Genomic DNA, 15,357 nt, shown 5'->3' with positions numbered 1-15,357 from the left:
GGAATCACTGAATTCGTCAGGAAATACTGAATTCGTTGTCGATGATGTCGAAGACCTCGTCGTCACTCACCGACGCGAGATCGTCGCCGCTCTCGCCCACGGCGGTGGAGTCCGGGCTCCACTTGGCCGCAAGGGCCTGCAGGATCGTCGTGACCCGGCCGCGCACGGCGGGGTCGTCTGCCACCGAGGCGAGCGAGGCCGCCAGCTTCTCCGCCTCGGTCACCGCGTGGTGGACGGCGGGACCGCTGTCCGGGACCAGCCCTTCCCGCAGATGTCGCACCAGGACTTCCGGAGTCGGGTGGTCGAAGAGCAGGGTGGCGGGCAGCCGCATCCCGGTGGCCGCGGACAGCTTGTTGCGCAGTTCGACGGCCGTGAGCGAGTCGAGCCCCAGCTCCTGGAAGGCCCGGCCCGGCTCGATGGCCTGCACACCGGTGTGTCCGAGCACCACCGCCGCCTCCGCCCGCACCAGCTCCAGCAGGATGTCCGCCTGCTCGTCCTCGGCGAGTCCGGCCAGTCGCCGGCGGAGCGAGTCGGCCGCGGCGAGATCGGTACGCCGGGCCCTGGCCTCGGCGGCAACGATGCGGCGGGCCTCGGGCAGGCCCTGCAGCAGCGCGCTCGGCCGGGCGGAGGTGAAGGCCGGGACGAACTTCTTCCAGTCGATGTTCGCGATGGTCATCGTGGTCTCGCCGCCGGTCAGCAGCTGGTCCAGCGCGGAGAGCATCGCCTCGGGCGGTACGGGGCCGATGCCCTGGCGGCGCAGCTGGGGCGCCGAGGTGGCGTCGACCATGCCACCGCCTGCCCAGGCGCCCCAGGCCACCGAGGTGGCGGGCTTGCCGAGGCTGCGCCGGTGCTGGGCCAGCGCGTCCAGAAAGGCGTTTCCGGCGGAGTAGGCGCTTTGGTTGCCGCTCCCCCACACCCCGGCGATCGAGGAGAACAGGACGAACGCTTCGAGGGAATCCCCCTCCAGCAGTTCGTCGAGGTGTGCGGCGCCGGCGACCTTCGCGGACACGATGTCGGCGAATTCCGCCACGGTGGTGTCGGCGAGGGCACCGAAGCCGTTGACTCCGGCGGCGTGCACCACTGCCCGGACCTGGTCGCCGTCGGCCCGCAGCTTCCGGAGGAGTTCCGCGAGCGCCTGCCGGTCCGCCACATCGCAGGCGGCGAGGGTCACACGGGCGCCCAGCCCGGTGAGTTCGGCCTCGAATTCGGTGGCACCGGTGCTGTTCCCGCCGCGGCGGCTGACGAGTACGAGGTGTTCGGCGCCCTTTTCCGCGAGCCACCTCGCGACATGGGCACCGAGTGCCCCCGTACCGCCGGTGATGAGGACCGTGCCCGAGGGCCGCCACGAGGGCTCGTCCGCCGAGCGGTCGGTCTGTGCCCGCTCCAGGCGGCGTACGAACACGCCGTCCTCGCGCAGCGCGAACTGGTCCTCGCCTTCGCAGCCCCCGCCCAGCACGGTGGCCAGCCGCGCACGGGCCGGGGCGTCGAGCTTCGCGGGGAGGTCGACGAGTCCGCCCCAGCGCGCGGGGTGTTCCAGGGCGGCCACCTGAGCGAGGCCCCAGTGCGCGGCCTGGGCCGGACACCGCACCGGGTCGGTGTCGCCGGTGGTCACCGCTCCCGTAGTCACCTCGCCAGTGGTCACCGCGCCGGTGGTAACCCTGCCCGTGGTCACCGCGCCCTGGGTGGCCGACCACAGCGGTGCGTCGATCGCGGCGTCGCCCAGCGCCTGGACGAGGCCGAGCGTCGCCGCGAGCCCTTGGGAGACGCCCGGACGGCCGGGAAACGCGGTCTCGTCCAGGGCGAGCAGCGACAGTACGCCCGCGATGTCCTGCCCCTCGGCCTCTTCCCCGATCCGCTGGGTGAGCGCGGCTCGGTCGGTGTCGGTCACCGGAAGCAGGAGGGGCCGCGCGCCGTGTTCGCTCAGCGCGGCGATGCTCGCCCGTACGACATCGCCGTCCGCGTGCGCGGCGGGAGCCGCGACCAGCCAGGTGCCGGTGAGCGAGGGCGCGTCGGGCAGGTCGACCGGTGCCCAGCCCGTCCGGTAGGCCAGGCTGTCGAGACCGGACGCCCGGTTCTGCAGCGTCAGCCGGGCTTCGGCGAGTTGTTCCTGTGTGACCTGGCGCCCTACGAGGGCGTCGATCCGTGCGACGGGCAGGCCGCTGTGGTCGGTGACGGTCACCTGCCACACGTCGTCGCCCTGAGGTACGAAATGCGCGCGCAGCCGTGCGGCGCCGTGCGCCCACAGCGTGACCCCGTTCCAGGAGAACGGCAGCCGGGGAAGCCCGGTGCCGTAGATCAGCGGGGCGTGCAGCGACGCGTCCAGGAGTGCGGGGTGCAGGGCGAACCGGGCCGCGTCCTCCCGCTGCTGCTCCGGCAGGGCCACCTCGGCGAAGATTTCGTCACCGCGGGTCCACACCGCGCGCAGCCCCTGGAACGCGGGCCCGTACTCGTATCCCCGCTCCGCCAGACGCTCGTACACCGTGTCGACGTCCAGCGGTACGGCGGTGGCCCCGGCCGGCGGCCAGGCCACCAGCGGCTCTGCGGGCTCCGGGCCCTCGGCCACCAGGGTGCCGCTGGCGTGGCAGGTCCACTCCGCGTGGGCGCCCTCCGCCGCCGTCCCGGGCTCGGGCCGGGAGTACACCGACACGGCCCGGCGGCCGGTCTCGTCCGGCCCGCCGACCTCGACGCGCACCTGGATGTCGCTGTCCTGCGGCAGGATCAGGGGCGCCTCGATCACCAGTTCCTCGATGACGCCGCAGTCGACCTCGTGGCCCGCGCTGAGGACCAGGTCCACGAAGCCGGTGCCGGGCAGGAGGGCCGTGCCCCACACGGCGTGATCGGCCAGCCAGGGGTGGGTGCGCATCGACCAACGGCCGGTCAGCACAAGGGCGTTGGAGCCGGGCAGTTCCACTGCCGCGCCCAGCAGGGGGTGGTCGGGTGCGGACAGTCCGGCCGTCGCCACATCGCCCGCCGAACGCTCGGCCCGCAGCCAGTAGCGCTGGTGCTGGAAGGGGTACGTGGGCAGGGTGACGTGGCGGGTGTTGGCCTGGTCGAACGCGGCCGCCCAATCCACCTCCACCCCCGCCACATACGCCTCACCCACCGACGACAAGAACCGCCGCAACCCACCCTCATCACGCCGCAGCGACCCCACGACCACACCGTCCACGCCCGCCGCGTCCATCGACTCACCCAGCACAAACCCCAACACCGGATGCGGACTCATCTCCGCGAATACCCGACGCCCGCTCTTCAACAGCGACCCGGTCACATCCCCCAGCAACACCGGCTGCCGCAAATTCCGATACCAATACCCCGCATCCAACGCAGCCGTATCGACCATCTCGCCTGTCACCGTCGAATAGAACGGAACCGACGACGACACCGGACGCACCGAACCCAAAACCTCCAGCAATTCGGCCTCGATCTGCTCCACCTGGACCGAATGCGACGCATAATCCACCGGAATCCGCCGAACCCGCACCCCCTCCGACTCCAACGCCCCCACCAAAGCCTCAAGCGCCTCGACCTCACCGGCCACCACGGTCGACGACGGGCCATTGACCGCCGCCACCGACAACCCCTCACCCAACCGCTCCCCCACCACATCCACCGGCAACGACACCGACACCATCCCCCCACCACCCGCCAACCGCGACGCAATCACCTGACTCCGCCGCGCCACCACCAACGCACCATCACCCAACGACAACCCACCCGCCACACACGCCGCCGCAATCTCCCCCTGCGAATGCCCCACCACACCCACCGGCTCCACACCAAACGACCGCCACAACCCCGCCAACGACACCATCACCGCCCACAAAACCGGCTGCACCACATCCACCCGCCCCAACGCAACCTCATCCCCCAACACATCAAACAAAGACCACCCCACAAACGGCGCCAACGCCTCACCACACCGCTCCATCCACCCCGCAAAAACCTCCGACTCCCCCAACAACTCCACCGCCATACCCACCCACTGCGCCCCCTGCCCAGGAAACACAAACACCACATCCCCCGAACCCACACCACCAGAACCCACTAACCCCGACAACCCACCCACAGCCTCACCACACGAACCCGCCACCACCACACCACGACACCCAAAACCCGAACGCCCCACCAACGACGCACCCACATCGAAAAGCTCAACAGCAGGGTTCTCACTCAAGAAAGACGCCAACCGCCCCGCCTGCGCACTCAACGCCTCCGGCGACTTCGCCGACAACACCAACGGCACCACACCCCCCGGCACCACCCGCTCGTCCTCCACCACCACCTCGGGCTGTTCGAGGATCACATGCGCATTGGTGCCGCTGATGCCGAACGAGGACACCCCTGCCCGGCGCGGACGGCCCATCTCCGGCCACTCACGCGCCTCCGTCAGCAACTCCACCGCACCCGCCGACCAGTCCACCGCCGACGTCGGCGCATCCACATGCAGCGTCTTCGGCAACACACCCCGCCGCATCGCCTCGACCATCTTGATGACCCCGGCCACGCCCGCAGCCGCCTGCGCATGCCCGATGTTCGACTTCAGCGACCCCAGCCACAGCGGACGATCCGCCGGACGCTCCTGTCCGTACGTCGCCAGCAGCGCCTGCGCCTCGATCGGGTCACCCAGCGACGTACCCGTACCGTGCGCCTCCACCGCATCCACGTCCACCGCAGACAACCGCGCATTCGCCAACGCCTGACGAATCACCCGCTGCTGCGCAGGACCATTCGGCGCCGTCAAACCATTCGACGCACCATCCTGATTCACCGCACTGCCCCGCACCACAGCCAACACCTCATGACCATGACGCCGCGCATCCGACAACCGCTCCAACAGCAACAACCCGACACCCTCGGACCACCCCGTGCCGTCGGCGGCCTCCGCGAACGCCTTGCACCGGCCGTCCACCGCCAGGCCGCGCTGCCGCGAGAACTCGATGAAGCTCCCCGGTGTGGACATCACGCACACGCCACCGGCCAGCGCCATCGCGCACTCACCCGAACGCAGCGCCTGCGCCGCCAGATGGATCGCCACCAGCGACGACGAACACGCGGTGTCCACCGTCACCGCCGGACCCTCGAAACCGAAGGTGTACGACACCCGGCCGGACACCACACTGCCCGCGCCACCGGTCAGCACATAGCCCTCGATCTCCTCGGATCCCGTGCCCATGCGGGGCGCGTACTCCTGGCCGGCCACGCCCGCGAACACTCCGACGCGTCGGTCGGGCAGTCCGGCGGGGTCGATCCCGGCCCGTTCGAAGACCTCCCACGAGGCTTCCAGCAGCAACCGCTGCTGCGGATCCATCGCCAGCACCTCACGCGGGCTGATCCCGAAGAATCCGGCGTCGAAACCGGCGACGTCGTCAAGGAAGCCGCCCTCCCGCACGTACGACGTCCCCGCCGCATCCGGATCCGGGTCGTACAGCCCCGCCAGGTCCCAGCCACGATCCGACGGGAACTCCGAGATCCCGTCCACACCCTCGGACACCAGCCGCCACAGGTCCTCGGGAGAGGCCACCCCGCCCGGCAGACGGCACCCCATCGCCACGATCGCGATGGGCTCCGTTTGTGCGTTCTCGGCCTCACGCAGCCGCTCGCGGGTCTTCTGCAGTTCGGTGGAGACCCGCTTGAGGTAAGCGAGGGACTTGTCGTCGTTCGTCATGGTTCCTCGTCTCGTGTGTCCGTAGGGCAGCGGGTCAGGCGAGCCCGAGTTCGTTGTCGATGAAGGCGTAGACGTCGTCCGCCGTGGCCGAGGCGAGCTGATCCACGTCGGTGCCGTTCGTCTCGACGGCGGCCTCGCTGAGCCGCGCGCCCAGGACGCGCAGACGGGTGCCGATCCGGGTGTCGGTGAGGTCCTGGGTGAGGAGGGCGGCCACCGCGGCGTCGAGCGAGTCCAGCGAATCCAGGGTGGACGTGACCGGGTCGGTGTCCTGGGACAGTTCCTGGTGCAGATAGCCGGCGAGCAGCGTGGGCGCCGGGTAGTCGAAGACGGCGGTCGCGGGCAGGCGCAGACCGGAGACGCGGCCGAGGCGGTTGCGCAGTTCCACCGCGGTCAACGAGTCGAATCCGGCGTCCTTGAACGCCCGGTCGGGCACGATCAGCTCCGGGTCCCGGTGGCCGAGGACGGTGGCGGCCTCCTTCCGCACCACGTCCAGCACCTGCTCCGGCCACTCCTCGGCGGGGAGGGTGGCCAGCCGCTCGGCGAGGGTGCGGCCGGTGGGCGTAGCCGCGCGTGCCGCACGCCGTGGGGGGCGTACGAGGCCGCGCAGCAGCGGATGCAGTTCGCCGTGTTCCGCCTGGCTGCGGAGCGCCGTCAGATCGAGCCTGGTGGGTACGACGGCCGCGTCACCGCCGAGGAGCGCCGCGTCGAACAGGGCCGTCCCCTCGTCCGCGGTCAGGCCCAGCATGCCGTCGCGCCGGGTGCGCTGGAGGTCGGCTTCGGTCAGCCCGCTGGTCATCTCGCTGGTCAGCGACCAGAAGCCCCAGGCGAGGGAGACGGCGGGCAGGCCCTGGGTGCGGCGCTGCCGTGCGAGGGCGTCGAGGAAGGCGTTCGCGGCGGCGTAGTTGGCCTGGCCGGGGTTGCCGAGGACGCCCGCGGCCGAGGAGAAGAGGACGAAGGCGGCGAGGTCCGCATCGCGGGTCAGCTCGTGCAGATGGAGCGCGGCGTCGGCCTTCGGCCGGAACACCCCGGCGATGCGCTCGGGTGAGAGCGCGGGGACCACGCCGTCGTCGACCACGCCCGCGGTGTGCACCACGCAGGTCAGCGGGGCTTCGGCGGGGACGGACGCCAGCAGGCGGGCCAGCGCGTCGCGGTCGCCGGCGTCGCACGCCTCGATGCGGACGGTGGCGCCGAGCCGGGTCAGTTCGGCGTGGAGTTCGGCCGCGCCGGGTGCGTCAGGGCCTCGCCTGCTGGTGAGCAGCAGGTTGCGGACTCCGTACGCGGTGACCAGGTGGCGGGCCAGCAGGGCACCCAGGGTGCCGGTGCCGCCGGTGATGAGCGCGGTGCCGTCGGGGTCCGGGCGGCGGGGCACGGTGAGGACCGCTTTGCCGGTGTGGCGTGCCTGGCTGAGGTGGCGGAAGGCGTCCGGGGCGTGCCGTACGTCCCACGCGGTCAGGGGAAGCGGGGTGAGGGTGCCGTTGTCGAAGAGTTCCACCAGCTCGGCGAGCAGCTGCTGGATGCGCTCGGATCCGGCTTCGGCGAGGTCGAAGGCGCGGTACGTGACGTCGGGGTGGTGCTCGGCGACGTCGGCGGCGTCCCGGATGTCGGTCTTGCCCATCTCCAGGAACCGGCCGCCGCGGGGCAGCAGGCGCAGGGAGGCGTCGACGAAGTCCCCCGCCAGGGCGTCGAGTACGACGTCCACGCCACGGCCCTGGGTGGCGGCGAGGAATTCCTGCTCGAACGCGAGGGTGCGGGAGTTGGCGATGTGGTGGTCGTCCAGTCCGCCGGCCCGTAGTGTCGGCCACTTGCCGGGGCTCGCCGTGCCGTACACCTCGGCTCCGAGGTGGCGGGCCACCTGGACGGCCGCCATGCCGACACCGCCGGCCGCGGCGTGGATGAGCACCGCTTCTCCGGGTTGGACTGCGGCCAGGTCGTGCAGGCCGTAGTAGGCGGTGAGGAAAGCGATGGGGGTGGCAGCGGCCTGCGGGAATGTCCAGCCCTTGGGGACGCGGACGAGGGTGCGGTGATCGGTGACCGCCTCGGGTCCGAAGGTGCCGCCGGGGAAGAGGCCCATCACGCGGTCGCCGGGGGCCAGTCCGGTCACCCCGGGCCCGGTCTCCAGGACGACTCCGGCGCCTTCGCCTCCGATGGCGGCGCTGCCGGGGTACATGCCGAGCGCGATGAGGACGTCCCGGAAGTTCATGCCCGCGGCGCGGATCGCCACGCGGACGTGGCCTTCGGGGAGGTCCGCCACCGGGTCGGCGGGCACGAGGGCCAGATGGTCGAGCGTGCCGGGCTCGGTGGTGTCCAAGTGCCAGGTGCGGGTGCCGGTGCCGGTGCCGGTGCCGGTGCCGGTGCCGGTGCCGGTGCCGGTGCCGGTGGGGATGGTGAGCCCGTCGGCGGTGGCCCTGACCAGCCTGGGCGTGGAGGCCGCGCCCTCGCGGACGGCGAGTTGGGGTTCGCCGGTGGCGAGCGCTCGGGAGAGCGCGGTGCGTGAGGCGGGGTCCTCGTCGAGGTCGGCGAGGACGATCCGGCCCGGGTTCTCGGACTGGGCGGAGCGCACCAGACCCCAGACGGCCGCCCCGGCCGGGTCCGCCGTCTCGCCGTCGCGTACGGCGACCGCGCCACGGGTGACCACGACCAGCCGGGCCGTGTCGTCCTCCGGTTTGGCGAGGAACGCCTGCAGTTCGGCGAGCACGCGCGAGGTCAGCGCGTGGGCATGGGCTGCGCCCGGCCCGTCGGCGACGGCCTCGGTGACCTGGGCCGCTTCCAGCCCGCCGGGCCGCGCTTCGGTGGGCTGCCCTGGGGCGGGCTGTGCCTCGGTGGGCCCTGCTTCGGTGGGCCCTGCCTCGGTGGGCAGTGGTGTCCACGCGGTGCGGAACAGCGCGCCGTGCAGGGGTGCCGCCGCCGGGCGCAGCCGTTCGGCCGCCACGGGGCGGAGCACGAGCGAGGCGACGGTGGCGACCGGGGCGCCGGTACGGTCGGCGATGCGCAGCGACACCGCGTCGTCGCCGACCGGTTCCAGATGGACGCGGAGGGCCGACGCGCCGGAGGCGTGCAGCCGTGTCCCCGTCCAGGCGAAGGGCAGCAGGCGCTCCTCGCCTTCCGGTTCGGCGATGGCGCCGAAGGCGCTGAGGTGCAGCGCGGCGTCGAAGAGGGCGGGGTGGAGGCCGAACAGGCGGGCGTCGTCGTGGTGTTCCTCGTCGAGGGCGACCTCGGCGAACACCTCCTTGCCCCGCGTCCACACCGCTCGTACGCCCTGGAAGACCGGGCCGTACTCGTACCCGGCCGCGAACCGTTCGGGGTAGAAGCCGGTCACCGGGTGGGTTTCGGCGTCCGCCGGGGGCCACTGGGTGAGGCCCGGCTCGGGGTCCGGTGCCGCCGCCATCAGCGCGCCGGTGGCGTGCCGGGTCCACGCGGCGTCCGTGGGGTCCGCGTCGGCGGGGCGGGAGTACACGCCCACCGGGCGGTCGCCGGTGTCGTCCGGGCCGCCGACGCAGACGCGTACGTCCACTGCGCCGGTGCCGGGCAGCGGCAGGGGCGCTTCCATGACCAGTTCGCGCAGGCAGTCCGTGCCGACCTCGTCACCCGCGCGTACGGCGAGTTCGACGAGCCCGGTGCCGGGCAGCAGGACGGTTCCCGAGACGGCGTGGTCGGCGAGCCAGGGGTGGGTGGCCAGGGACAGCCGCCCGGTGCACACCACACCGCCGGAGTCGGGGAGGTGGACGGTGGCGGTGAGCAACGGGTGCTCGGTGGGGCTGATGCCCGCCGCGCTCATGTCGCCCGCGAAGCCGCCGGTGTCCAGCCAGTAGCGCTGGTGGCGGAAGGCGTAGGTGGGCACGTCGACGCGGCGTGCGCCGGTGTCCGCGAACACCGCCCGCCAGTCCACCCGTGCGCCGCGTACGTAGGCCCGGGCGACGGCCGTGAGCAGGGCGTGGGGCTCCGGCCGGTCCTCGCGCAGGCTCGCCACGCACTCGGTCCCGGCGGGCAGGTACTCCTGGGCCATGGCGGTCAGCGCCGCGCCGGGGCCGAGTTCCAGGACGGTGGTCACGCCCTGCTCGCTCAGCGCGGCCATTCCGGCGGCGAAGCGTACGGTGGCGCGTACGTGGTCCACCCAGTACTCGGCGGTGCACAGCCGCTCGGGTTCGATGACGGTGCCGGTCAGGTTGGACACGACGGGCAGGGTGGGCGCGGTGTAGCGCAAGGCCCGGGCGATGTCGGCGAACGCGTCCAGCATGGGGTCCATCAGCGGCGAGTGGAACGCGTGGGACACCCGGAGCCGCTTGGTCTTGCGGCCGCGTGCCGCGAATCCGGCGGCGAGGTCGGTCACCGCCCGTTCGTCACCGGAGATGACCACGGAATCGGGCCCGTTGATGGCCGCGATGGCCACCTGGTCGGACAGTTCCGGTGTGATCTCGTCCTCGGTGGCCCGGATGGCCACCATGGCCCCGCCCGTGGGCAGTTCCTGCATCAGCGTGCCCCGGGCCACCACCAGCGTCGCGGCGTCCTCCAGGGACCACAGGCCCGCCACATGGGCGGCGGCCAGCTCGCCGATGGAGTGTCCGGCGACGAAGTCCGGTCGTACGCCCCAGGATTCGACCAGGCGGTAGAGGGCCACTTCGACGGCGAAGAGGGCCGCCTGGGTGAAACGCGTCCGGTCCAGCAGCGCGGCTTCGGGGGAGTCCGGCTCCGCGAACACCACGTCGCGCAGGGGCCGTCCGAGCCGGGCGTCCAGGGCGGCGCACACCTGGTCGAAGGCGTCGCCGAAGACGGGGTACGCGGCGTGGAGCCGCCGCCCCATGCCCACGCGCTGGGAGCCCTGGCCGGGGAAGACGACGGCCAGCCCACCACCGGGGGTGGCGGCGGAGTGCTCGTCGTGGAACGCGGCGAGGGCGGTCAGCGCTTCGGCCCGGGACGCGGCCACCGCCACGCCGCGGTGGTCGAATTCCGGGCGTGCGGCCAGCGACACTCCGACATCGGCCAGTTCGGCGGCGGGATGCTCCGTCAGGAAGGACGCCAGGCGCTCGGCCTGTGCGGTCAGCGCCTCCGGCGACTTCGCGGACAGCACCAGCGGCACCACACCCTGCGGCACCACACCCTGTGGCACCACCCGCTCGTCCTCCGCCGCTGCCTCGGGCTGTTCGAGGATCACGTGCGCGTTGGTGCCGCTGATGCCGAACGAGGACACCCCGGCCCGGCGCGGACGGCCCACCTCCGGCCACTCACGCGCCTCCGTCAGCAACTCCACCGCACCCGCCGACCAGTCCACCGCCGACGTCGGCGCATCCACATGCAGCGTCTTCGGCAACACACCCCGCCGCATCGCCTCGACCATCTTGATGACCCCGGCCACGCCCGCGGCCGCCTGCGCATGCCCGACGTTCGACTTCAACGACCCCAGCCACAGCGGACGATCCACCGGACGCTCCTGCCCGTACGTGGCCAGCAGGGCCTGCGCCTCGATCGGGTCGCCCAGCGACGTACCCGTACCGTGCGCCTCCACGGCGTCGACGTCGGCGGGGTCCAGACCGGCGTTGGCGAGCGCCTGCCGGATCACCCGCTGCTGAGAGGGGCCGTTCGGAGCCGTCAGCCCATTGGACGCACCGTCCTGGTTCAGCGCGGATCCCCGTACGACGGCCAGCACCTCGTGGCCGTGGCGCCGGGCGTCCGACAGCCGCTCCAGCAGCAGCAGCCCGACACCCTCGGACCACCCCGTGCCGTCGGCGGCCTCCGCGAACGCCTTGCACCGGCCGTCCACGGCGAGACCGCGCTGCCGCGAGAACTCGATGAAGCTCCGGGGCGTCGCCATCACCGCGACGCCACCGGCCAGCGCCATCGCGCACTCACCCGAACGCAGCGCCTGCGCCGCCAGGTGGATGGCCACCAGCGACGACGAACACGCGGTGTCCACCGTCACCGCCGGGCCCTCGAAACCGAAGGTGTACGACACCCGGCCGGACACCACGCTGCCCGCGCCGCCGACACCGAGGTAGCCCTCGATCTCCTTGGACGGCCGGCGCACGCCCGAGGTGTAGTCGTGGTACATCACCCCGGCGAACACACCGGTGTGGCTGCCGCGCAGCGTCGCGGGGTCGATTCCGGCCCGTTCGAAGACCTCCCACGAGGTTTCCAGCAGCAGCCGCTGCTGCGGGTCCATCGCCACTGCCTCGCGCGGGCTGATGCCGAAGAACTCCGCGTCGAAGCCCGCCGCGTCGTCGAGGAAGCCGCCCTCGCGCACGTACGACGTCCCGGCCGCGTCCGGATCCGGGTCGTACAGCCCCACCAGATCCCAGCCGCGATCCGACGGAAATTCCGAGATCCCGTCCACACCCTCGGACACCAGCCGCCACAGGTCCTCGGGAGAGGCCACCCCACCCGGCAGACGGCACCCCATCCCGACGATCGCGATGGGCTCGTCGGCGAGCGACGGGGCGGGCCGGGTGGCGGCCGGTGGCGCGGTGTGTTCGCCGAGCAGCTCGGCGCGCAGCCGGTGCGCCAGGGCGAGGGGGGTGGGGTGGTCGAAGGCGAGGGTGGCGGGCAGGCCGAGTCCGGTGGCCGTGCGCAGCCGGTCGCGCAGCCGGACGGCCGTGGCCGAGGTGAACCCCAGGTCGCTGAAGGCCCGTTCGGCGTCGATCCGGTCCGCCGCCGGGAGGCCGAGCACCGCGGCGGCTTCCGTGCGTACCGTCGTGAGCAGCGCGGTGGTCCGCTCGGGCTCGGGGAGCGCGGCGATCTGGTCGGCGAAGCCGGATCCGGCGGTGTCGCCGGGCGCGCCTGGCCGGGAGGGGGTGTCGATCAGGCCGCGCAGTACGGCGGGGACCGGGCCGTCGCGCAGCGCGGCGTGGTCGAGCTTCAGCGCGACGAACGCCGCTTCGTTCCTCGCGCAGGCGGCGTCGAACGCGACCAGCGCCTGCTGCTGCGCGAGCGCTCCCGCCCCGGGCGGTATGGCACCGCCCGTCGGCGCGCCCTGCCACGGCCCCCAGCCCAGGGACAGGGCGGGCAGGCCGTGTGCGCGGCGGTGGTGTGCCAGGGCGTCGAGCGTGGCGCTCGTGGCGGCGTCCTGGTGGTTTCCGGTGGCGCCGAGGGTGCCGGTGGCGGAGGAGAACGTGACGAACAGGGACAGTTCGCGGTCGCGGGTCAGCTCGTGCAGGGCGAGCGCACCGGCCACGGTGGCCTCGGGTCCGGCGTCCCCCGCCGTGTGCACCACGGCGGTCAGGGGTGGTCGCGCGGCGTTCAGGACGGTGTGCAGGGCGGTGCGGTCCGTCGGGTCGCAGACGGCGACGGCCACGTGGGCGCCGTGGCCGGTCAGCTCGGCGCGGAGGTTTTCGGCCGCCTCGTGCCCGGGTCCGGGGGCGGTGACGAGCAGCAGGTGGCGCGCTCCGTGCGCGGCCGCCAGGTGGCGGGCGACGGCGGCACCCGGTGCGGTGTCCGGCCCGCTGATGACCACGGTGCCCTCGGGGTCGAGGGGCGGTGCGGACAGCTCGTCGGGGTCGAGGGACACCCGGGCGAGCCGGGGCAGCAGGAGGACTCCGGAGCGTACGGCGAGCTGCGGTTCGCCGCAGGTCACGGCGGCCGCGAGCGAGGCCGCGCCCGTCGGGTCGTCCGTGTCGAGGTCGATCAGTGCGATGCGGCCGGGGTGGCTGTTCTGCAGCGAGCGGACCAGTCCCCACAGGGGTGCGGCCGCGAGGTCGGTGACGTCCTCGTGTCCGCCGGTGGCCACCGCGTGGCGGGTGACGACGACCAGCCGCACCGAGGCGAGCCGGTCGTCGGCGAGCCATGACTCCAGGCCGGCGGCGGCTTCGGCGGCGCGTCGCGGGTGGTCGGGGCCGCCGGTCATGTCCAGCAGCAGCACCTCGGGCAGCGTGCCGTCCGCCGCCTGCGCCACCGCGGTGCGCGCGGCCGCCAGGTCGGGGTGGACGTCGTGCGGCACGCCCTCGGCGTCCAGATGCGCGGCCAGGCCCAAGGGCTGTCCGCCGAGCGGTTCCGGTCCCCCGGCCAGGGCCCAGCGGTGCGGCGGTTCCGCCGTGGGCGACAGGGGGGTGCGCGGGATCCAGTCGAGGCGGAACAGGTTGTCGTGGTGGCCGCTGCTGGACGCGCGCAGCCGGGCGCGGACCTCCAGCAGCTTATGGCGGGTGATCTTGCCCGACGCGGTCCGGGGGATCGCGTCGATCTCGTACAGCTCCTCGGGCACCTTGAAGTACGACAGCCGGTCGCGCCACGCGGTGAACAGCCGCTGGGTGTCGATGCCCTGGGGCCCGGGCACCACGAACGCCACCGGGACCTCGCCGAGCAGATCGTGCGGCTTCCCGACGACCGCGATGTCGGCCACGCCCGGGATGGCCCGTACCGCCTCCTCCACCTCACCGGGGTGGATGTTCTCGCCCGCGCGGATGATGAGTTCCTTGATGCGGCCGGTGATGGTGAAGTATCCGGCCTCGTCGCGGCGGGCCAGGTCGCCGGTGTGGTACCAGCCGTCCTTCAGTGCGGCGGCGGTGGCCTCGGGCTGGTTGTGGTAGCCCGCCATGACGCTCGGGCCGCGCACCCACACCTCGCCCTCCGCGCCGTCGGCGACGTCCACGCCGCGCTCGGGATCGACGAGCCGTACGCCGAGGCCGGGCACCGGAAGCCCGCAGGAGCCCTCCACCCGGGCGCCGACGGGCCAGTTGACGGTGATCGAGCCGCAGGTCTCGGTGGATCCGTAGGCGTCGATCAGCGGGACACCGAAGACCGCCTCGAACGAGCGGCGGAGCGCGGCGGTGGTCACGGCGCCGCCGACCAGCGCCACCCGCAGATCGGGCGCGGTGAAGCCGTGGTCGCGCGCGGCGTCGAGCAGATAGTGCAGCAGGGTGGGGACCCCGGCGAGGAGGGTGGCCCGCTCCTCGTTCAGGGCGCGCAGGACGTCCTCGGCGGAGAGCCCGTCGACGATGCGGGCGGTGGCGCCGACGGAGGCCACCGAGAGCACACAGGCGATGTGGGACAGGCTGTGGAACAGGGGCAGCGGCCACACCACGCGGTCCTCGGGGCCGAGCCCCGGCACGGGCACGTAGCAGGCGGCCACCGACCACAGGCAGTTGCGCTGGGTGGACAGCACGCCCTTGGGCTTGCCGGTGGTCCCGGAGGTGTAGAGCATCCATGCCAGATCGTCCAGGCCGAGGTCGTCCCGGGCGGGGGTGGCGGGGTCGGTGGTCACGAAGGTGCCGTAGGGCAGGAAGCCGGCCGGTACGGGGGCGGCCTCGTCGTGGACCATCACCACCGTCAGATGCGGCCGCCGGGGCAGCAGCCGGCCGAGCTGCCCGGCGTGGGCGAGGTCGGTGATGATCACTCGGGCGCCGCTGTCGTCGAGCAGATGGGCCAGCTCGGCGTCGGTGCTGCGGGGGTTGACCGGTACGCCGACCGCGCCGGCCCTGGCGATCGCGTAGTAGCTCTCCACCGTCTCGACCCGGTTGCCGAGGCATATCGCGGCCCGGTCGCCGGGCTGGAGGCGCAGTTCGGCGAGGTGTCCGGCCAGCCGTCGGGTGCGCAGCTCCAATTCCCGGTAGCTCACGCTGGTTCGGGCATCCCGGTAGGCGGGTTTGTCGCCGAAGCGCCGGGCCTGTGTAACGAGCAGCTCGTGCAGCGGGCGGATCAGCTCCGTGCGCAACATGTCGTTATCCCTCCGGACGGATAAGAGACGGGCACGCCGCGGTGGCAGAAGG

General features: G+C 72.8%; 2 protein-coding genes. Both read right to left on the bottom strand.

Annotation, left to right across the window (positions count from 1 at the left end; genetic code table 11):
• Positions 1-16: 16 nt before the first annotated feature.
• Positions 17-5,698, bottom strand: coding sequence for an SDR family NAD(P)-dependent oxidoreductase (locus ACFZCY_RS06470; protein ID WP_391170380.1), 5,682 nt, complete (start codon positions 5,696-5,698; stop codon positions 17-19).
• A gap of 4 nt (positions 5,699-5,702) precedes the next feature.
• Positions 5,703-15,305 (bottom strand): SDR family NAD(P)-dependent oxidoreductase, encoded by a 9,603-nt coding sequence (locus ACFZCY_RS06465; protein WP_391169903.1) that lies wholly within the window; start codon positions 15,303-15,305, stop codon positions 5,703-5,705.
• Positions 15,306-15,357: the final 52 nt, after the last annotated feature.

Source organism: Streptomyces sp. NPDC007983, from assembly GCF_042958345.1.
Taxonomy (GTDB): Bacteria; Actinomycetota; Actinomycetes; order Streptomycetales; family Streptomycetaceae; genus Streptomyces.
This window is presented reverse-complemented; position numbering and strand designations above follow the sequence as displayed.

Bases quoted from the DNA above. Each gene is read 5' to 3' on its own strand.
- ACFZCY_RS06465 (WP_391169903.1), bottom strand. From the start codon at position 15,305: ATGTTGCGCACGGAGCTGATCCGCCCGCTGCACGAGCTGCTCGTTACA.